The sequence below is a fragment of the Streptomyces sp. MBT65 genome (genome assembly GCF_016612545.1).
GTDB lineage: Bacteria > Actinomycetota > Actinomycetes > Streptomycetales > Streptomycetaceae > Streptomyces.
This window is the reverse complement of sequence record NZ_JAENRY010000171.1, coordinates 1-19,052: the sequence shown is the minus strand read 5'-3', so window position 1 is coordinate 19,052 and position 19,052 is coordinate 1. Positions and strand designations below refer to the sequence as shown.

Below are 19,052 nucleotides of genomic sequence, written 5' to 3'. Positions count from 1 at the left end.
GCTGCACGGACGAACTCGCCCGCCGTTCCACCCCAACCATCGCTAGGGGCGGGCGAGTTCGTCCGTGCAGCGGCGGAACGCCCATCGCAGCTCCGGTTCCGTCACGCACCGGAAGGCCCGGCGCACCGGCGCGGTGCACAGCGCGGTCACGACGACGGCGGCGACCACGAACACCGGTACACCGGTTCCCCGCGATGCAAACCCCCTCGTTCGTGTGACGCGTGTGACGCATAGGTCGCGTGTGACGCTCAGCCGAAGCGGCCCGCCACGTAGTCCGCCGTCCGCTGGTCCTTGGGGGAGCCGAAGACGTCGTCGGTGGCGCCGGCCTCCACGATCCCGCCGGGGGTGCCCTGTTCGGCGAGGAAGAACGCGCACTGCTGGGAGACGCGGGCGGCCTGCTGCATGTTGTGGGTGACGATCACCACGGTGACCTGGCCGGCCAGTTCGTGGATCGTCTCCTCGACCCGGCGGGTGGAGGTGGGGTCGAGCGCCGAGCAGGGTTCGTCCATGAGGAGGACTTGGGGGCGTACGGCGAGCGCGCGGGCGATGCACAGCCGCTGCTGCTGGCCGCCGGACAGCGCGCCGCCGGGCTGCCGCAGCCGGTCGCGGACCTCCTTCCACAGACCCGCGCGGGTCAGCGACTCCTCGACCAGCTCGTCCTTCTCACGACGGCTCACCCGGGTGCCCGTGAGGCGCAGACCGGCCACCACGTTGTCGTAGATCGACATCGCGGGGAACGGGTTCGGCTTCTGGAAGACCATGCCGATACGGCGGCGGGCGTCCGTCAGCCGCCAGGAGGCGTCGTAGATGTCCTCGCCCTCGAAGAGCACCTCGCCGCCGAAGGCCGCCGACGGGATCAGCTCGTGCATGCGGTTGAGGGTGCGCAGGAACGTCGACTTGCCGCAGCCGGACGGGCCGATGAGCGCGCTGACCTGGCCCGCGGGCATGGTCAGCGACACCTGGCCGAGCACCTGATGGGTGCCGAACCAGGCCGAGACGGCGCGGGCTTCGAGGGTCGCGGGGGCGGCCGTCGGATCGACGGTGGGCAGGACGGCGGTGTCGGTCACGGTCATGTCTGGTTCCCTCGGTTCACAGCAGGTTCGGCAGCAGTTCGGTGGTGCGCGTGGCGACCTGGAGGCCCAGGACCGCGACGAGCGGGGCGAAGACGATCCACGTCTGGTGGCGGCCCCAGCGGTGCCAGGCCCATACGGCCGCCACGGCGGTCAGCAGCAGCGCCTGGAGCCACATCACCAGGGGCCACGGCACGCCGTCGGGACGGGCGAGGGGTTCCTCGGAACCCGGCAGGGTGCCGGAGCGGATCACCGCCGCCGGGGTCTGGAAGGCCTTCGAGATCAGGTCGGCGTCGACGCGGAGCACGCCGGACGGCATGAAGTGCGGGCCGGTCGCGGTGACCAGGACCAGCCGGCCCGCGCCCGCCGCGAGCGGCGCGGGCGCCGGGTCGCCGGCCCGGCGGACGTCGGTGACCTGGTAGATCGCCTTGCCCTGACCGGTGGTCACGGTGAGCGTGACCCCCTCGCGGAGCTCGGCCAGCCGCCCGAACGGGCCGCCGTAGGCCGCCGCCCGGCCCATCAGCACGCTGGTGCCGGACTGGCCGGGCAGCGGGGTGTCACGGCGGTGTCCCGGGCCGTCGGTCAGGACGGTGGAGTCGGTGCCCTCCAGGACGACCTGGCTCAGGCCGAGGGCGGGGACGTCGATCAGGGCGACCGGGGTGCCGGGCGCGAGGAGCCTGCCCTGCTGGTCGGCCTGGGACACCGGGGCGGTGCCCAGGGCGAGTTGACCCCGCAGCTCGTCGAACGAGGCGTGCTGCGCGGAGTGTTCCTGGGCGCCGCTGAACACGAGCAGCTGCGCGGTGATGCCGAGCAGGAGGGCGGCGAGGCTGAGCAGCCCGCCGCGGGCGATGTGGCGGACGGCGGTGACGCTCCGCACGCTCCGGACGAGCGTGCGCGGCGCGGCCGGCGCGAGCCTCATGGGGGTGGCGACGGTCACGGCGGCCCGCCTCCTTCGCTGTCGTCGTCTGCTGTCGTTGTCATGGGCCGCCGGGGAGACGCTGAGGTCTCCCCGGCCGCACGATCGGTCAAGCGGTCAACTGGCCGTGGATCAGGTGGACTTGATGACGAAGTTGGCGCCGCTGCGCGCGTTCACCGTCGTCGAGCCCGCGAAGTAGGCGTGCAGGGTGTGATTGCCCTTGGCGAGCTTCGGCAGCGTGACGGTGACCTTGCCGGCGCTCAGGGTGCCGGTCGCGAGGAGCTTGGTGCCCTCGTAGATCCGCACGGTGCCGGCCGGCGTGGTGCCGGTCGCGGTGACCTTGACGGTGACCTTCGCGCGGGCCGTGTGGGCGATCGAGGCGGGCGCGGTCTTGGTGATCGCCGGGGTCGCCTTGACGATCTTCAGGGAGACGGTCGCGGAGGAGGCGTTGAGCTTGGCCGCACCGGCGTAGGAGACGGTCAGGCTGTGCGTGGCGACCTTGAGGTGGTTCGACACGTTGACGGTGACCTTGCCGGCGCTGTTCAGCGTGCCGGTGCCGACGACCGTCGTGCCGTCCTTCACGGTGACCTTGCCGCTGGGGACGACACCGTGCGTGCCGGTGACGGTGACCGCGACCTTCGGGGTCACGCCGTACGCCGTGGTGGCGGTGGTCGCCTTGGTGGTGCTCGCGTACTTGACCGCGCCGGTCCAGCTGGCCGCGGTACCCGGGCCGACGAGGTTGGCGGCGGAGACCGAGGCGGAGTAGGTGCCGTTGGCCAGACCGCTGAAGGTGTACGAACGGGCGCTCGCCGCCAGGTCCTTGACGGCGACGACGGCGCCGTCCGAACCGGTCAGCGTGACGCGGTAGTCGGTGACCGGGAGGGCCGGGTTGGCCGGGGCGGTCCAGTCCAGCTTCACGCTCGCGTCGCCGAGGGTGCTCTTCAGGACCGGCGCGGCGGGCGTCGACTTGTCGATGCCGGTGCCTTCCAGGCCGCCCACCTTGGCGTGCTTGGCCTGGTTGACCGAGCCGTTGTACGACTCGTTCAGGAAGCCGAAGGACGAGATGACCGCCTCGGAGCTGTCGGAGGCGAGGGCGGCCTCGTGGGTGCCGCTGGTGACGAAGACGTCGTAGAGGTTCTTGTCGAAGAAGATGCTCGTCGGGTCGATCGCGCGGCTCGGGACGACGTTGTAGACGTCGCGGCCGAAGGTGGCGTTCTCGTAGTAGCCGCCGACCGGGGTGAGCTTGCCGTTGACCGTGGTCACCGGGTTGGTCGCGCCGGAGTCGCCGGGCAGGACGACGGAGGCCAGGTAGCCGCCCGCGGTCACCGAGGTCTTGGTGTAGTCGGGGGAGATGCCGTTGTTCTGGGCGATCCAGCTGCCGACCGAGAACGGGACGAGCGCGCCGTCCTCGGTGAGGGCGGCGTTGCCCTGGTTCTCCTGGACGATCGGGATGCCCAGGGCGAGCTGGTCGTTGGTCACGCCGATCGCGTTCAGGAAGAACTTGCGGGTGCCGGAGTCCTGCTGCGGGAGCTTCGGGTGCAGGGTCTGGCCGTTGATCTCGGTGAGGTGGCCGGTGTAGATGTCGCGCAGCTGGGTCACGGTCAGGTTGTTCAGGGCCGAGCCGCGCACCGCGACACCCACCGCGTCCCGGGCGAACGGGACGTAGGTGAGGGTGCTGCCCGAGGCGGACGGGCCGCCGGAGGAGCGGGCGAAGTCGACCTGGCCCTTGATGACGGGACCGGTGCTGCTCAGGTACGTCTCACCGGTGAGCGCCTCGCTCAGGGCGGTGCGGCCGGCGCCGGAGCCGTTCGGGCGCGCGAAGGCCGGGCCGCCGGAACGGGTCGTGATCGTGGACGAGGTGGAGCCGGTGCCGGGCTCGATCGCGTCGTAGGAGGCGACACCCGCACCGGACGACGACTTCACGGCGGTTGTGGAGTAGCTGATGCCGTTGACGGTGTCGCCCGCGAGGGCGTTGAGCACGTCCTGAGTGGTGTCGGAACCCACGCCGACGAGCTGGCGGAAGGTTCCGGCGGGGGTGGGGTCGGCGGACGCCGGGCTCGCCAGAGCCAGCGTGCCGGACACCACGGCGGCGGCGACCATGGCCGCCGAGAGGCGCATTCTGCGCATTGCGGTTCTCCAGAAGGTGTGCGAGGTGACGTGACGTCGGATGGATCCGATGGATCTGGGAAGGTGGTGCGAGCCGTCCGCCCCGACTGCCTTTCGGGGCGGACGGCCGTCTGTGGAGCGCCCTTTCAGGGGCGCGGGGCTGTGTTAATCCGCGGCTCCGCCGCGAAGGCGCGGCCAGCCACGACGAGCCCGCAGCCGACGGACCGCCGTCTGCACGGTGCCGAGTGACAACCGCCCGCCGCCGGCGAACGGCGCACCGACACCGGCCACCGCACCGAGCGCCGCACCCACCGGCACCGCATAGCGCAACGGACTGGCCGGGTCCGCAGGCGTCGTACCCGCCGCGGTCGTCTGTACGGCCTTACCGCCGTCGTACGACGGCGAGTCACTCGGTACGGCACTCGCGGAGGGCGGGGTGGCATCGCCGGCCGGGGCACCCGAGACGACCCCACTGGAACCCTCCCCGGTGCCGATCGTCTCGCTGCCGCTGCTGGATCCGGCGCCGTTCCCGGTCGACCCCCCGGCGGTGGACGGCCCGGTGTACTGGACCAGCGCGGTGGCCGCGTGCGCGGCGGCGGTACGGAACCTGGCGGGCAGCGGCGCGTAGCCGCCCGGGAGCAGCCCGGGGTCCGCCCCGCTGACCTGCCCGCCGCCGATGGCGTACCGCAGCAGCGCCGCGTAGTCCTTGCGTGCGGCGGCGTTCAGGACGCCGGGCCGGACCGCCGCGTAGACGAGCTGCGCGAGCGGGTACGCCGTCTTCGCCGTGGCGCCCGCCGGGGTGATCTCGGCGACCGGGCTGCCGGTCGCGCTCGTCGCGGCGGCGGTGAGCGAGGCGGCCGTAGGAGCGACGAACTTGCCCGCGCTGTTGCGGAGTCGGGCCGTCTGGAGGCCGTAGCGGGCGGCCGAGGCCGCGTCCGTCACGGTGATCACGAACCGGGAGCCGACGGTCTACGGGCCGGTGGTCTTGTACGTGGGCGGGTTGGCCTGCGAGTCCCAGGACGACTTCCACAGGGTGTCGGCACGGCGGGTGTGCAGGGCACCGGCGTGCATGTCGTCGACGTAGGGATGGAAGTCGATCATGCACTGCTTGTAGGTGCCGCCGCTGCCCGGCGGGATCGTGCACCACTGGTCGCTCTTCGGGTAGTCGTCGGTGTGCGACGGGTCGAAGACGAAGCCGGCCGGGTTCACGTCCGCGTTGGTGCTGTAGTACGGGTTGACGCGCATGCCCCAGTCGTCGGAGACGCCGCCGAGGAACTGCCGGGCCTCCTTGTCCGACATGATCCACTGCCACAGGGCGCGGGCCGTGTCGCTGTGGCCGAGCGCGGTGAGCAGATCGGTGTCGGTGGACGGGGTCTCCGCGATCGAGAGATGCGCGAACTCCGGGTTCAGGGCGAGGAATTCGGGGTCGGTGGCGAGACCCGCGGGGTTGTTCCTCGCCCAGCCGTAGTGTGCGGCGGCGGTGCCGTTGATCACCGCGCCCCAGGGGGAGTTGCGGTACGACTCGGTGAGCAGCTTGGCGACCAGGCGGGGGGTGAGGTCGATGGACTCGACCTTGGTGCCGGCGAGTCTCTCCACCGAGTCCGGGGCGCCGGCCTCGGGTCTGCGTTCGATGGTGAAGCCGATGACGGCTCCGGACAGGGCGACCGGGGCGTACGTCGTCGTACCCGACGGCGCCGTCGTGCCCGCGTCGGCGCCCAACGCCCGGGTGGTGAAGGCCAGTCCGGTGGTGCGGTCGCCCATGAGGTGGGCCCTGGCGTCGGGCTCGCCGAGCTCGGTGTAGCCGTAGACCGTGCCGGTCGGGCAGAGCGCGGTCTGCCAGCTGGTCATCGCGTCGGCGATCAGTTCGCTGCCGGTGGTGGGGCGTTCCTCCGCGCCGAGCGGGCAGTTGGCGCCGACCGAGTTGAAGTGCAGGGGGATCGCGACGCGGTTCCGCCAGTTGGTGGAGGAGACCGGGGAGCCCGCGTTGACCTGGCTCTGGTCGGCGTACGGCTTCCCGTCCAGGTCGAGATGGCCCTGCGGGACGATCACCAGCCAGCAACTCCGGGGCTTCGTCACGCCGTTGGTGGTCACCGGGGTGCCGCAGCCCAGGTGCGGGGCCTCGTTGGCCGTCTGGATCTCGACGTACTCCTTGCCGGTGCCGTCGGCGCCGGAGCGGGCGAAGTCGACCTCGTTGGTGGTGTTGTGGTTGAACAGCGCGTTGTTCTGGGTGTTGCTGGTGATGACCGTGCCGTCGACCGACTTGAAGGGGACCTCGCCGGGGGCGTTCGGGTTGGCCGCGCCGTAGCGGTTGTCCTGGCCGTAGTTGGTGGGGTCGGCGCTGTAGAAGACCCTGCGGCTGTCGTCGTAGTCGTTGCCGGGCCAGCCGCCGCGGTCGGTGGTCGGGGAGGCGCCGTACTGGCACTGGGTGCGGGACGGGCCGGGGTTGGCGGGGACCGTGCCGTCGTCGTCGCCCCAGCACTGCATGATCTGCACGTAGTCGGTGTTGAACAGGGTGCCCGCGAACGTGGTGGGGGTGCCGCCGGTCCAACTCACCGTCACCGCCTGGCTGGTGAGGTGGGTCGTCTGGTCGACGGTGAACTTCATGTCCTTGAACTCGCCGCGGCCGGAGACGGTGACCGCGGAGCTTGCGGGGGCCGCGGTGGCGGGCGGGGCGGACTGGGCCACGGCGAGACCGACCAGGGCGCCGATGGCCGCGCCGGCGACGAGGCGGAGCAGCAGCCTCGGCTTCGCCTTCGGCGGGTGGGGCTTCGGGGCCAGGTGCGGCTGCGGGTTCTCGGGTGTGCTCGTCATCGTGAACTCCCCTCGTCCTGGCGGTCGTCGGCGCGGGCGGTGATCAGGCGGGAGGCGATGGACGGCAGCAGCAGGAGGCCCAGGATCAGGAGGGCGGCCAGCAGCATCAGGGTCTGGGTGGTGGTCCAGCCGTGTTCGGCGGAGACCGCGACCGGCTGGGCGAGGGCGACCGTGCCGTCGGCCGCGGCTGCCGCCGTGCCGGTGCCGGTGCCGCCGGAACCGGTGCCCGTGCCGGTTCCGCCGGAGGTCAGGGCCTGGCCGGTGTCCGGGTCGACGGAGGGTTGCGCGGAGCCGCCGCCGCTCGCCGTGCCACCGGTGGTGGTGCCGGTGGCGGTGCCGCCCGTGCCGCCGCCGGACGCGGTGCCGCCCGAACTCCCGTTGCCCATCGACGCCTTGGCGCCGCCGCTGCCCGTCGTGCAGGCCGTCGCGCCCTGCTTGTCACAGGCCGAGGGGTAAGGCGCGGTCTCCGCCAGCTTGTTGCGGCCGTCGGTGGTGAAGGTCGGGTTGTTGCAGTTCCTGATGTTGATGTTCTGCGCCTGCACACCCGGGATGCGGCGGATCTGGTCGAAGCCGGCCTTCACCAGGTTGATCGGGAGGGGCGAGTAGCCGAGTGAGGGCGCCTGTTGCTGCCCTTGGCACATGAAGTAGTAGGAGAAGGCGCCCAGCGTCTTGCCCTTGGTCTTCGTGAACGTGCCCTGCACCTTCAGCGGCAGGATCATGTACGAGTAGCTGGACAGCGGGTAGTTGCGCTTGTCGCTGTCGTTGTAGACGCCGTCGAGCTGCTGGGTGAGGTAGTCGGCGGAGGACCTGTTCGTGTTGATCTTCGCCTTGAGGAGCGAGACGGCGACGTTCTTCGGGGTCGGCTCGGTGTAGTAGCCGGCGTGGTTGAGGACCTTGGCGACCGGATAGTGCGCGTTGAGGGCGTAGGAGTAGTTGACGTAACCGATCGCGCCCTCGCCGTAGTTCTGGGCGATGTAACCCGCCACGCCGAGGTCGCCGGACTGGGCGATCATGCCGGAGACGGTCGGGTAGTACGAGGTCTGCCCGCAGGCGCCCGAGCGGCCGACCCTCGCGCAGTACGCGTTCCAGAGCGACTTGTGCTGGGCGGCCATCCACATCGTGAACTGGGCGGTGGAGCCGGAGCCGTCGGAGCGGACGACCGGGACGATCGTGCGGTGCGGGAGCTGGAGTCCGGGGTTGTCGGCCTTGATCACCGGGTCGTCCCAGGTCTTGACGACCCCGGTGAAGATCTTGGTGACGACGGCGCCGGAGAGGCGGAGGTTGGTGACCCGCTTGCCGTTGACGGTCAGGTGGTACATGAACACCGTGCCGCCGGCCACGATCGGCATGTAGGCGTACGACCCCGAGCCGGGGCGTTCCGCCGCGCTGCCGTCGGTGGGGTGGGTCTGGAACGGGATGTCCGACACCGCGAAGTCGACGGTCCCGCTGAGGAATTGACGCCGTCCGTCGGAGGAACCCGTACCGGCGTAGCTGATCCGCATGCCGTACTGGTTGACCGCGCGGCGCCATTCGTCCACGGCGTTCTCCGCCCAGGTGGAACCGGCACCGGCGATGGGGGTGTAGCTGTCGGCGGCGGCGGACCTGGCCAACGGGCCCGCGAGCAGTCCGGCGACCACGGCCAACAACGCGCCGAGGATGCCGAGCGCCCGCAGGGGGCGGGGGAGGCTGAGATGGCTGGGCATCAGTCGGTCGTCTCTCCGGGTGCGGGTGGCCCCTGCGGGGCGGGTTCGGCGTCGGGTGCGGGTTCGGCTGGTCCCGGGGCGGCTGCGGTGGGTCCCTGGCTTGCGGTTGCGCCCTCCGTGACGGCTTCGCCGCCACTGCGGGCGCTGTTCGTGGCGGTCTCGTCGTCGGGTGCGGCTGGGCTCTGTGGGGCCTGTTCGCCGTCGTCGGCTGCCGTGGGTCCTTGGCTTGCGCCCTCCGTGACGGCTTCGCCGCCACTGCGTGCGCTGTTCGTGACCGGTTCGCTGTCGGGCGCGGCTTGTCCCTGAGGGGCCCGTTCGTCGTCGTCGGGTGCGGGGGGTTCAGCCGCGGGGTTGGGCGTTGTCGCCGACGACTCATGGGGCTGCGCGTCGAACAACGACAGGCCCGGTGAACGGAGTTCGGCGAAGCGGGCCACGTCGCGCCTGGACGCTCGGGCCGTGCGGCGGGCCTGGGCGCGGGTCTGTTGGCCGGGGCCCCGGCCGCCGATGACGCGGGCGATCACGAACAGGACCAGCACCAGGGCCATCAGTACCGCCGCCGCACCGAAACCGCGGGCGATCATCGCGGGTTCGGGGGACCGGACGAAGCTGAAGACCGCGAGCGGCAACGAGATCATCGGGCCGTGCAGCGGGTCGTAGTTGGTGGCCGCCGTGAAGCCCGCGGTGAGCAGGACCGGGGAGGTCTCGCCGATGCCGCGTGCCGTGCCGAGGATGACGGCCGTGGCCAGGCCCGAGCGCGCGGTCGGCAGGACCACGTGCCAGACCGTCCGCCAGCGCGGCGCGCCCAGCGCCTCCGCCGCCTCGGTGAGCGTGCCGGGGACCAGCCGTAGCACCACGTCCGCCGCCCTGATCACGATCGGCAGCATCATCACGCTGATCGCGAACCCGGCCGCCAACCCCGACTTCTCCATGCCGAGTTGGAGGACCCAGACGGCGTACACCATCAGGCCGGCCACGATGGAGGGCAGCGCGGTCATCGCCTCGACGATGGTGCGGACGAAGCGGGAGAACCGGCCGGGGATCTGGTTGAGGTACACCGCGCAGGCCAGCCCCAACGGGACCGTGATCAGCAGCGCGATGGTGATCATCAGCAGGGTGCCGACCATCGCGTGGGCGATCCCGCCGACGCCGAGCGGGTCGAGCGGGCCCGCCGCCTGCATGTCCTGGTGGAAGAAGTTGACGTACGTCAGCGCCTCGCGGCCTCGCCACAGGGTGAAGCCGACGACCATGGCCAGCGCGGCGAACAGCAGGCCCGCCGCCGTCCACAGCACCACCGTCATCACCCGGTCCCGTACCGCCTGCCCGTTCTCCTCCAGGCCGGTGAGCACGCCGTACACGGTGAGGAAGACGACGTACCAGGTGACGGCGAAGCCCAACGCGCCGGAGAAGGGGGCCAGTTCACCGAACAGGAGCACGCTCACGCACAGGCCGGACACCGCGGCCCCGCACAGCGCCAGCACCCCGGACCGGGTCGGTCCGCCGATCCGCCGCGGTACGTCGGGGAGTCGGGCGCCCCCGGCCACCTCGACCGCGGGCTCGTCTACGCGCGTCTCGCCCGCGCGCGTCTCGTCTACGACCGTCATCTCATGCCTCGCTCTGCGCGCCGGACCGCGAGCGGGCCGCGATCGTGGAGGCGGTGAAGTTGACCGCCAGGGTGAGCAGGAACAGCGCCAGGCCCGCCGCCATCAGCGCCGACATGCCGAAGGAGGAGGCGTCGCCGTAGTGCAGGGCGATCAGGGAGGAGACCGAGTTGGAGCCGGTCTGGAGGATGTGCGGCTGGATCACGAAGACCGGCGAGATGATCATGTAGACGGCGATCGTCTCGCCCATCGCCCGGCCGAGCCCGAGCATCGTGCCGCCGATCATGCCGCCCTTGCCGTACGGCAGGACGACCGCGCGGATCATGCCCCAGCGGGTCGCGCCGAGCGCGTAGGCGCCCTCGCGTTCACCGGCCGGGGCCTGGGCGAAGACCTCGCGCATCACCGAGCACTGGATGGGCGCGACCATCAGCGCGACCACGATCCCGGCGACGAACGCGGACGCGGTGTAGACGCTCGCGGAGGCGAGCGGGTCGCCCGGGTGGGTGCCGTCGACCTTGAACAGGGGGATCCAGCCGAACCAGTCGGACAGCCAGCGCGACAGCCCGATCACGTGCGCCTGGAGGAAGAAGAGACCCCACAGGCCGTAGACGACCGAGGGGACGGCCGCCATCAGGTCGACCAGGCTCACCAGCGTGCGGCGCAGTCCGCGCGGTGCCACGTCCGAGATGAACAGCGCGGTCCCGACCGCCAGCGGCACGGAGATCGTGACCGCGACGGCGGCGATCAGCAGGGTGCCGGTGAGGACGGCCGCGATGCCGAACTTGTGGACGTCCGGCTGCCATTGGGCCGTGGTCAGGAACGACGGCCCGGTGGCCCGCAGCGCCTGGGTCGCCCTCAGCAGCAGGAACAGTCCTACGGCGGCCATGATGCCGAGGACGACGACCCCGGTGGCCGTCAACTGGTAGCGGAAGACGCGGTCGCCGAGCCCGCGGGCGGCCTGTGGCCGTCTGGGCGGCGGATCGAGCACGGGTCTGTGGGGCTCCGATCTGCCGGAGCCCTTCTGCGCGGACAGCACGTGTCCCCCCACCTCAGGAAACGAAACGAAACGAAATGAAACGAGGCGCTTCGCGACTCCGGGTGGATGCCGCGCGGAGTGAGTCAATGGCCGGATTCTTTCGGCGCAGAGCGTCGGATGTGGAGACTCGGTGAACGGGTCATGTCACTTCGGTGGGACTGCTGTGGAGGACGCGCCAACGAGGGCACTCCTGGGGGTTGTCGGGGGCCTTGCCTCCTCCGGGCGGTCTGCCGGGCCGGAACACTGCCGGAGATCGCACAAGCGCTTGCCGCGCGGGCGGTGCGAGAGTCGCGGGTATGACCGACGACCCTGACCTGGTGATCTGCCGTCCGTCCGCCGTGCGCGCCCTGTGGGGCGGGGTCGGACTGGGGGCCGCGGGGGTCGTCGTGGCCGCGCTCGGTGCCGTGTTCCTGGGCCCGGTCGCGCTGTGGCCGAGTGTCGGCGGGTCGCTCGCGCTCGTCGGTCTCGTCTCGCTGTACCTGGTCACCGCCCGGGTGAGCGCCGGCGCGCACGGCCTGCGGTCCCGGACGCTGCTGGGCAGGTGGAGCGTGCCCTGGCAGGAGGTCGCCGAGCTGCGGACACGGCTGCGGCACGGGAGCGGTTCGCGGGGCGGTCAGCGTCGTCGCGTCAGCGTGCTGCTACGGGACGGGCGCAGCCGGACGCTGCCCCTGCCGGCCGCCATGCCTGCCGAAATACCCGAATTCCAGGCGCAGTTGACGGCTCTGCACGCGCTGCACCAGCGCCATGGAACCGGCGTCCAGGAGTCGGCCGCCGTTCCCGTCATCTCGGACCGCACCGCCGGTCGCGGCTGGGCGGGGGCGCCCGGTGCGGCTCGCGGCGGCACCGGACGACCTCACCCGCGTCCTGCGCGAACTGACGGCGGTGCGGGAGACGTCGTAGAGCTTCCCTTGTCGGGGCCCGGGTCAGTCCTGCCTGGGGCCGGACTGCTGGACCACCTCGAAGGTCCACAGCGTGGCGTCCGTCGCGGCGGGCCTCGGCCGCTCGCCCTGCGGGGAACCGTCCTGGGGCGTGCCCCGGTGCGCGGCCTGGCCCATCCCGGACATCCAGTTCTGGAAGTCCTCCTCGGCGCGCCAGCGCGTGTAGACGAGGTAGGTGTCGGTGCCCTCGACGGGCCGGAGCAGCTCGAACCACTCGAAACCGTCCGAGCCGTCGACCGTCCCGGCCCGGTTCGCGAAGCGCTTCTCCAGCGTCTCGCGCTGCTCTTCGGGAACGGTGAGTACGTTGATCTTGACGATGCTCATGGGCCCATTCTCACAGTCGCCGACGGACCCTTCTCGTCGCGGGTCACCCGTCGCACCAGGTCCACCCAGGTGGCCTGGAGACGGGCGACGGGGATGCCGCAGCCGACGTGCAGATAGTCGCCCGTCCCGAAGTCCGCGAAGGCGAGCAGCGCGTGCGCGAGCATGTCGGGGTCCGTGTCGACTCCCGCTTCCCCGAGGAGAGTTGAGACGTGGTGGTGGAAGGCGCGGCCCGTTTCGGAGGCGAACCGGCGTTCGTGGACGACCTGTCGGCCCAGTGCGGCGCCCAAGTCGGCGTCGGCGGCGACCCGTTCGATCAGGGCGCGGCCGAACGCGGTCAGCCGGTCCCTCGCGTCGGCGCCCGGTCCCAGGGGCGGCGGACCCGAGGTGTACGCCTCGTGGAAGTCGGCCTCGGCCTCGCCGAGGAGGGCGAGCAGGAGTCCGTCCCGGTCGCCGAAGCGGCGGAAGAGCGTGCCCTTTCCGACCCCGGCGGCCTCCGCGACCTCGTGCATCGTCACGTGCTCCGCGCCCCGCTCGGCCACCAGCCGGGCGGCGGCCTCCAGCAGCCGGACCCGGTTGCGGGCGGCGTCGGACCGCTCGCCGGGGACGTCCTCGGGTGTCACGCCCGCACGCCGCCGAGCTGGGCGAGGACGGTGTCGTAGGAGCCGTTCGCCTCCGCGTCGCGGACGAACCGGGCGCGTTCCACGACGAGTTCCCGTGCGTCGGGCTTCTCGCGCAGCAGGTCGAGGGTCTCGGTGAGGAAGTCGTCCAGCGGCATGGAGTTCTCGTCGTCCTGCTGGCCCAGCAGGGTCGTGCGGACGCCCGGCGGGGCGACCTCGATCACCTGGACGCCGGCGTCGGTCAGTTGGACGCGCAGGCTCTCCGAGAAGGAGTGCAGCGCGGCCTTGGTCGCGCTGTAGGTCGGGGTGATCGGCAGCGGGACGAACGCCAGCGCGGAGGTGACGTTCAGGACGGCCGCGTCGGGCCTGCCGGTCAGCAGCGGCAGGAAGGCGTACGTCATCCGGATCGTGCCGAGCAGGTTGACCGTGACGTGGTCCTCGGCGAGCGGGAGGGACGCCGGGTCGAGGAGGTTCTCGCGCAGCATGATGCCCGCGTTGTTGACCAGGACGTTCAGCTCCGGGTACGCGGCCCGGGCCCGCTCCGCCGCGCCGGCGATCGACGCCGGGTCCGTCACGTCGAGGGCGAGCGCCTCGATGCCGGGGTGCTCGCTCGTGATCCGGTCCAGCAGTTCCTTGCGGCGGCCGGCGACGATCACCTTGTTGCCGGACGCGTGCAGGCGCAGGGCCAGGCCGAGGCCGATGCCCGAGGTGCCGCCGGTGATCAGGACGGTGTTGCCGGTCAGTTTCATGGGGGTCTCTCCTCGGAGGTCGTCGCTGGTCCGACCGTAGGAGCGGTCTCGCGGGGGCGGGAGAGGAAGGTTTGTCCAGGGATCGGGGATCCCTGGCTGGGGTGACGGAAAGCGGCGACGATGGAGGTCACGGACGGGAAAGGGCGAGGTCGGACATGGAGAAGAAGGAGCTGGCGGAGTTCCTGCGGCGGCGGCGCGAGGCGCTGCGGCCCCATGACGTCGGGCTGGTCGAGGGCCCGCGCCGGCGCACCCGGGGGCTGCGCCGCGAGGAGGTGGCCCAGCTCGCCGGGATGTCCACCGACTACTACGCCCGCCTGGAGCAGCAGCGCGCCCCGCAGCCGTCCGTGCAGATCACCACCGCCCTCGCCCGGGCGCTACGGCTGACCCCGGACGAGCGCGATCACCTCTTCACGCTCATCGGCCACAACGCCCCGGTCCGCTTCCAGCGCTCCGAGCACGTCAGCCCGACCCTGCTGCGGGTCCTGGAGCGGCTGAACGACGACACCCCGGCGATCGTGCTGACCGACATGGCCGACACCCTCGCCATGAACCCGATCGCCACCGCGCTGCTGGGCGACCAGACGCGCCACACGGGTCTGGCCCGCAGCGCCTACTACCGCTGGTTCACCGACCCCGCGGACCGGCTGGTGTATCCGGAGGAGGACCACCCCCGGCACAGCCGCACCCAGGCGGCCCGGCTGCGCGCCGCGCTCACGTCGGCCGCCGGCAGCGCCCCCCGGGCGGCCCGGATCGTCGCCGAACTCCGGGAACGCAGCCCGGAGTTCGTCCGTTTGTGGGAACTCCAGGAGGTCGCCCAGCGCTACGGCGAGAGCAAGACGATCCTCCACCCCTCCCTCGGCCGGATCGACGTCGACGCCCAGGTCCTGTTCACCGAGAACCGTGCCCAGACCCTGGTCGTCATGACCGCACGCCCCGGCACGGAGAGCCAGGGCAAGCTCGAACTCCTCTCCGTCATAGGGCACCAGCAGCTCACGCCCCGAACTCACTCCGCAGCGCGCCGGGTTCGCCCGTCCTCCCCGAACTGACAGGACCCCGGGGGCGGTTGTGCGTCGAACGGCCGCCCCCAACCGCCCTCTTTCGGGTGATCTACGGGCGACATAACAGACGTAACGTTTCCTCACTACGGTCGCTGAGCTGCGCTTTTGTTGAAAACGACCCGGAACTGCGCACGCGTTCGAATCGCGTCGCGCCCCCGCCCCGATCTTCATCCGTTCTACAGTCGTGCACGCTCGTCCAAGATCACTTCCCCATCGAGGCGTGTGTGACCTTCCGACTGCCCAGCGCAGCCCCGCTCTTGAGAACGCCGCAGACGGCCGTCCTCGAGGGCATCGCCGGTTTCGTCCCCCCGGACGCGGTGCCGAACCACGCCCTGCCCGCCGCGTGGGACGTCGACGACGCCTGGGTCCGCCGACGCACCGGCATCGGCGAACGCCGCCGCGCGGCACCGGGCGTGACCACCGGCGACCTGGCACGGGAGGCGGCCGGCCGCGCACTCGCGGTCGTCGGACGCCCCCTGGTCGACGCCGTGATCGTCGCCACCTCGACCCCAGACCGGCCCATGCCCGCCATGGCACCCCGGCTCGCCACCCGCCTCGGCCTCGGCGAGATCGCCGCCTGGGACGTCTCCGCCGCGTGCAGCGGTTTCGTCTACGGCCTCGCGGCCGCCGTCGGCGCCCTGACCTCGGGGTGCGCGGACCGGGTCCTGCTGGTCGCGGCCGAGGTGTACTCGACCCTGCTCGACCCGCAGGATCGTTCCGCCGGAATCCTGTTCGGCGACGGCGCGGCGGCGGTGGTCCTCCGGCGCGGTGAGCGCGACGAACCGGGCGCCGTACTGGCGCTGGAACTCGGCAGCGACGGCTCGGGCGAGGAGCTGATCCAGGTGCCCGGCGGCGGGGCGAGGGAACGCTCCCGCCCCGACGCGTACGGCCCGGACGACCGCTACTTCCGTATGCGGGGACGTGAGGTGTTCCAGCATGCGGTCACCCGTATGACCCAGTCCGCCCACACCGTGCTCAAGCGCGCGGACTGGGCGGTCGAGGATGTGGACCGGTTCTGCGCCCATCAGGCGAACGCCCGCATCCTGTCCGCCGTCGGCGCCCGCATCCCGGTACCCGACGAGCGGCATGTCACCAACATCGCGCGCGTCGGCAACACCGGCGCCGCGTCCATCCCGTTGGCCCTGGCCGACGCCGCCGCGCGGGACGAACTCCGCGCCGGGCAACGGGTGTTGCTGACCGCCTTCGGCGCCGGGCTCACCTGGGGCTCGGCGGCCCTGGTGTGGCCGGAGCTGCCGGGCGTGCCGCACATCGACACCCCTGTCGACACCCGTATCGCCTGAGACCGCCGTGCCGCCCCCGGGCGCGCACTCTGCCCTCCCCGGCTCGTCCACGGGTGTCTGTCACGCAAAAAACAGGTCGGAAGACCTTGTTCCATTAGTTGCCCTGCCGGGAACTCCGCCCGCCCCGTCGAAAGGAACACCATGTCCCCCGTCCAGACCGCCGTGACCGCCGTACTCACCGAGAAGTTCGAGGTCAGCGCAGACAGCATCCGTCCGGAGGCCACCCTGGAGAGCCTCGACCTCGACTCCCTCGCGCTGGCCGAACTCGCCCTGGCGCTCCAGGAGACGCTCGGGGTTCCGGTGGCGGAGGAAGAGGCCGCCAAGCACAGCACCGTGGGTGAGCTGGTCGCCGCGCTGAACGCCAAGCAGGCGTGATGAAGGCACCGTGCGCACCCGTCTCGATCACCGGCCTGGGGCTCATCACCCCGGCCGGGGTCGGCCGCGAGGCGACCTGGGAGGGGGTGCTGAGCGGGCGGTCCGCCGCCGCCACGGATCCCGAACTCAAGGGCTGCGCGGTCGACTTGTCCTGCCGTATCCCGCTGATGACCCCGGAGCAGGCACGGATCGGCGGCGGCAAGGCCTGGCGCATGGGCCGGTTCAGTCAGCTCGCCGTGCTCGCGGCGCGCGAGGCCGTCGCCGACGCCGGGCTCGACCCGGCCGGGTGGGACGGTGCGCGGGTCGCCGTGGTGATCGGTTCGGGGCTGGCCGGAGCCGTGCACCTGGAGGACCAGACGATCCGCCATCACCAGGGCGGACCCGAGCTGGTGTCGCCCGCGCTCGTGCCCATGCTGATCTCCAACATGGCAGCCGGAGAAGTGCTGTTGGACCTCGGCGCCCATGGTCCGTCCCTGGCGACCGAGACCGCGTGCGCCTCCGGGGCCAGCGCCCTGGCCGTCGCCCGGGGGCTGCTGCTCGCCGGTCTGTGCGACATCGCGGTGGCGGGTGGCGCGGAGGCGGCCGTCACCCCGGTGATCACGTCCGGCTTCCAGCGGATGGGCGCGCTCTCCTCCCGCGTCGACGAACCCGGCCTGGCCTCGCGGCCGTTCGCCGCCGACCGGGACGGCTTCGTGATCTCCGAGGGGGCCGCGATCCTCGTCCTGGAACGCGAGGCGGACGCGCGCGCCCGGGGACAGCGGCGCTACGCCCGGCTCGCCGGGGCCGGTCAGACCTCGGACGCGTATCACCCGACGGCCCCCGCCCCGGGGGGAGTTCACGCCGAGCGGGCGCTGCGGTCGGCGCTCGCGGAGGCGGGGCTGTGCCCGGCCGACGTCGACCACGTCAACGCGCACGGGACCTCGACCCCGCTCAACGACCTGACCGAGGCGGAGTTGATCGAGCGCGTGCTGCCGCACCGGCCGAGTGTCAGCGCCGCCAAGGGAGTTCTGGGGCACAGCCTCGGCGCGGCCGGTGCGATCGAGGCGGCGCTCACCGCCCTCACCCTGCACCGCTCCACCGTCCCGCCGATCGCCAACCTCACCCCGGACAACCTCCCCTTCGACCTGGACTGCGTCACGGGCGCGCCCCGCGAACAGCGCGTCCGGGCCGCCGTCAGCCACTCCTTCGGCTTCGGTGGGCACAACGTGGTGCTGCTCCTCACCACCGAGGACTGACGACCGGCGCCGAGAAGCGAACGAGGAGGCATCAATGACCGTGCACAGCACCATCGTTCACGCCACCGTCCACATCCCCGAGGGACGCCAGAGCGTGGCCGCCGTGGAGGACCGGTTCCGGGCGGGCAGCCCCGCCGTACCGCTGTCGCGCGGGGTGCTCCAGCGGATGTACGGGCTGGCCGAGCGCACCGTCGCCCACGACCTGGAGCAGCCCTCCGACCTGGCCGCGCACGCGGCCCGGCGCCTGTTCGAGGACACCGGCACCGATCCGGGCGATGTGGACCTGCTCCTCTACGCCGGGATCCTCGCCGACATGGAGGAGCCGGCCACCGCCCATGTCGTCGCCGACAAACTGGGCCTGGGCTGCCCGGTGTTCGACCTGAAGAACGCCTGCAACGGAGTCCTCAACGCGCTGGAGGTCGCCGACGCGTTCATCCGGAGCGGGCAGTACCGGCGGGTGCTGGTGACCACTGCCGAGGTCAGCACCCGGGAGAGCCGCTGGCAACTGGACGATCCCGCCGACCTGTCGTCCGCGCTGCCCAGCCTCAGCACCGGTGACATGGGCTCGGCGCTGCTGGTGGCGGCGGGCGAGCGGCCCGGCATCCTCGGGTCCCGGTTCTTCGCCAACTCCTGGGGTTGGCGGGCCGCGACCCTGCCCAACCCGTACGCGCAACACCGCCGCCTCGGTCATCTCCGCATCGACTCCGCCCGGTTGGTGGAGTCGTTCGAGGGGCTGCCCGACAAAGTGCGGGGCGCGATGAAGGAGTTGGGCGTCGCGGGCGACGACCTCGACCTCGTCTGTGTGCACCAGCCGTCGGTGCCGTTCACCAAGGTCGTCTGCGACTGGGTGGGCGTGGACCCGGGCCGCATCCTCGCCACCTTCCCCACGCACGGCAACGTGGCCACCAACACCATCCCGCTGCAACTCGCCACCGCCCTCGACGGCGGACGCCTCCGACGCGGCGACCTGGTCGGCATGTTCGGCTTCGCGAGCGGGGCCAGCGCGGGAGTGGTCGTCTGCCGCTGGTGAGCGCCGCCGGCCGGCCACGCCAACTCCCCGACGCCGTAGGAAAGTCCCCGCACCGTACGCATCCGGAAGGGCCATGACCGTGACCTCCACGCCCCGTATCGCCCCCCTCCCGCCCGCCGCATGGCCCCCGGTCCTACGGTCGTTGCTCGACGGCTCCCGGCAGGACGGCCCCGGCCGGGAGAACC

General features: G+C 71.9%; 17 protein-coding genes. 5 read left to right on the top strand and 12 right to left on the bottom strand.

The window, feature by feature from the left end:
- Positions 1-42 precede the first annotated feature (42 nt).
- The 12 genes from JHN63_RS54035 to JHN63_RS32200 all read right to left on the bottom strand — a co-directional run bounded on the left by JHN63_RS54035 (position 43) and on the right by JHN63_RS32200 (position 13,868).
- Complete coding sequence (locus JHN63_RS54035; protein ID WP_374222965.1) at positions 43-174, bottom strand: hypothetical protein; 132 nt, start codon at positions 172-174, stop codon at positions 43-45.
- A gap of 74 nt (positions 175-248) precedes the next feature.
- A complete protein-coding gene (gene pstB / locus JHN63_RS32250; protein WP_234478035.1) occupies positions 249-1,073 on the bottom strand; it encodes a phosphate ABC transporter ATP-binding protein PstB in 825 nt (274 codons plus the stop codon).
- A gap of 16 nt (positions 1,074-1,089) precedes the next feature.
- A complete protein-coding gene (locus JHN63_RS32245) occupies positions 1,090-2,007 on the bottom strand; it encodes a sortase (RefSeq protein WP_200687299.1) in 918 nt (305 codons plus the stop codon).
- A 111-nt stretch (positions 2,008-2,118) separates the two neighbouring features.
- On the bottom strand, positions 2,119-4,113 hold the full coding sequence (locus JHN63_RS32240) for an Ig-like domain repeat protein (RefSeq protein WP_200687297.1): 1,995 nt from the start codon (positions 4,111-4,113) through the stop codon (positions 2,119-2,121).
- A gap of 144 nt (positions 4,114-4,257) precedes the next feature.
- Complete coding sequence (locus tag JHN63_RS32235) at positions 4,258-5,043, bottom strand: hypothetical protein (protein ID WP_200687295.1); 786 nt, start codon at positions 5,041-5,043, stop codon at positions 4,258-4,260.
- An 18-nt stretch (positions 5,044-5,061) separates the two neighbouring features.
- Positions 5,062-6,903: a hypothetical protein gene (locus JHN63_RS32230; RefSeq protein WP_200687293.1), complete on the bottom strand. Its 1,842-nt coding sequence runs from the start codon at positions 6,901-6,903 to the stop codon at positions 5,062-5,064.
- On the bottom strand, positions 6,900-8,606 hold the full coding sequence (locus JHN63_RS32225) for a phosphate ABC transporter substrate-binding protein PstS (protein WP_200687291.1): 1,707 nt from the start codon (positions 8,604-8,606) through the stop codon (positions 6,900-6,902). Before JHN63_RS32225 ends, JHN63_RS32230 begins: the two co-directional genes overlap by 4 nt.
- Positions 8,606-10,207, bottom strand: a complete 1,602-nt coding sequence (pstA, locus tag JHN63_RS32220) for a phosphate ABC transporter permease PstA (RefSeq protein ID WP_200687289.1) — start codon at positions 10,205-10,207, stop codon at positions 8,606-8,608. The genes JHN63_RS32225 and pstA overlap by 1 nt, the downstream gene beginning before the upstream one ends.
- A 1-nt stretch (position 10,208) precedes the next feature.
- On the bottom strand, positions 10,209-11,240 hold the full coding sequence (pstC, locus tag JHN63_RS32215; RefSeq protein WP_200687287.1) for a phosphate ABC transporter permease subunit PstC: 1,032 nt from the start codon (positions 11,238-11,240) through the stop codon (positions 10,209-10,211).
- A gap of 923 nt (positions 11,241-12,163) precedes the next feature.
- Positions 12,164-12,502, bottom strand: coding sequence for an antibiotic biosynthesis monooxygenase (locus tag JHN63_RS32210; protein ID WP_200687284.1), 339 nt, complete (start codon positions 12,500-12,502; stop codon positions 12,164-12,166).
- The gene (locus JHN63_RS32205; protein ID WP_200687282.1) at positions 12,499-13,122 is read right to left on the bottom strand and encodes a TetR/AcrR family transcriptional regulator; all 624 of its coding nucleotides are present in this window, start codon (positions 13,120-13,122) and stop codon (positions 12,499-12,501) included. Before JHN63_RS32205 ends, JHN63_RS32210 begins: the two co-directional genes overlap by 4 nt.
- Positions 13,119-13,868: an SDR family oxidoreductase gene (locus tag JHN63_RS32200; RefSeq protein WP_200687280.1), complete on the bottom strand. Its 750-nt coding sequence runs from the start codon at positions 13,866-13,868 to the stop codon at positions 13,119-13,121. The genes JHN63_RS32205 and JHN63_RS32200 overlap by 4 nt, the downstream gene beginning before the upstream one ends.
- 155 nt (positions 13,869-14,023) lie before the next feature.
- On the opposite strand from JHN63_RS32200, the gene JHN63_RS32195 reads away from it, so the two are divergent.
- The 5 genes from JHN63_RS32195 to JHN63_RS32175 all read left to right on the top strand — a co-directional run bounded on the left by JHN63_RS32195 (position 14,024) and on the right by JHN63_RS32175 (position 18,867).
- Positions 14,024-14,914 carry a helix-turn-helix transcriptional regulator gene (locus JHN63_RS32195; protein ID WP_200687278.1) on the top strand — a complete coding sequence of 297 codons (891 nt, stop codon included), beginning with the start codon at positions 14,024-14,026 and terminating at the stop codon, positions 14,912-14,914.
- Positions 14,915-15,150: 236 nt separating this feature from the next.
- Positions 15,151-16,227, top strand: a complete 1,077-nt coding sequence (locus JHN63_RS32190) for a beta-ketoacyl-ACP synthase 3 (RefSeq protein ID WP_200687276.1) — start codon at positions 15,151-15,153, stop codon at positions 16,225-16,227.
- Between the two features lie 141 nt (positions 16,228-16,368).
- On the top strand, positions 16,369-16,602 hold the full coding sequence (locus JHN63_RS32185) for an acyl carrier protein (protein WP_200687273.1): 234 nt from the start codon (positions 16,369-16,371) through the stop codon (positions 16,600-16,602).
- The gene (locus JHN63_RS32180; protein ID WP_200687271.1) at positions 16,602-17,837 is read left to right on the top strand and encodes a beta-ketoacyl-[acyl-carrier-protein] synthase family protein; all 1,236 of its coding nucleotides are present in this window, start codon (positions 16,602-16,604) and stop codon (positions 17,835-17,837) included. Before JHN63_RS32185 ends, JHN63_RS32180 begins: the two co-directional genes overlap by 1 nt.
- Positions 17,838-17,871: 34 nt before the next feature.
- Positions 17,872-18,867: a 3-oxoacyl-ACP synthase III family protein gene (locus tag JHN63_RS32175; RefSeq protein ID WP_200687268.1), complete on the top strand. Its 996-nt coding sequence runs from the start codon at positions 17,872-17,874 to the stop codon at positions 18,865-18,867.
- Positions 18,868-19,052 lie beyond the last annotated feature (185 nt).

Coding starts and splice junctions, on each gene's coding strand:
- pstB (WP_234478035.1), bottom strand. CDS start 1,073: ATGACCGTGACCGACACCGCCGTCCTGCCCACCGTCGATCCGACGGCC.
- JHN63_RS32240 (WP_200687297.1), bottom strand. CDS start 4,113: ATGCGCAGAATGCGCCTCTCGGCGGCCATGGTCGCCGCCGCCGTGGTG.
- JHN63_RS32230 (WP_200687293.1), bottom strand. CDS start 6,903: ATGACGAGCACACCCGAGAACCCGCAGCCGCACCTGGCCCCGAAGCCC.
- JHN63_RS32225 (WP_200687291.1), bottom strand. CDS start 8,606: ATGCCCAGCCATCTCAGCCTCCCCCGCCCCCTGCGGGCGCTCGGCATC.
- pstA (WP_200687289.1), bottom strand. CDS start 10,207: ATGACGGTCGTAGACGAGACGCGCGCGGGCGAGACGCGCGTAGACGAG.
- JHN63_RS32210 (WP_200687284.1), bottom strand. CDS start 12,502: ATGAGCATCGTCAAGATCAACGTACTCACCGTTCCCGAAGAGCAGCGC.
- JHN63_RS32200 (WP_200687280.1), bottom strand. CDS start 13,868: ATGAAACTGACCGGCAACACCGTCCTGATCACCGGCGGCACCTCGGGC.
- JHN63_RS32195 (WP_200687278.1), top strand. CDS start 14,024: ATGGAGAAGAAGGAGCTGGCGGAGTTCCTGCGGCGGCGGCGCGAGGCG.
- JHN63_RS32185 (WP_200687273.1), top strand. CDS start 16,369: ATGTCCCCCGTCCAGACCGCCGTGACCGCCGTACTCACCGAGAAGTTC.
- JHN63_RS32180 (WP_200687271.1), top strand. CDS start 16,602: ATGAAGGCACCGTGCGCACCCGTCTCGATCACCGGCCTGGGGCTCATC.
- JHN63_RS32175 (WP_200687268.1), top strand. CDS start 17,872: ATGACCGTGCACAGCACCATCGTTCACGCCACCGTCCACATCCCCGAG.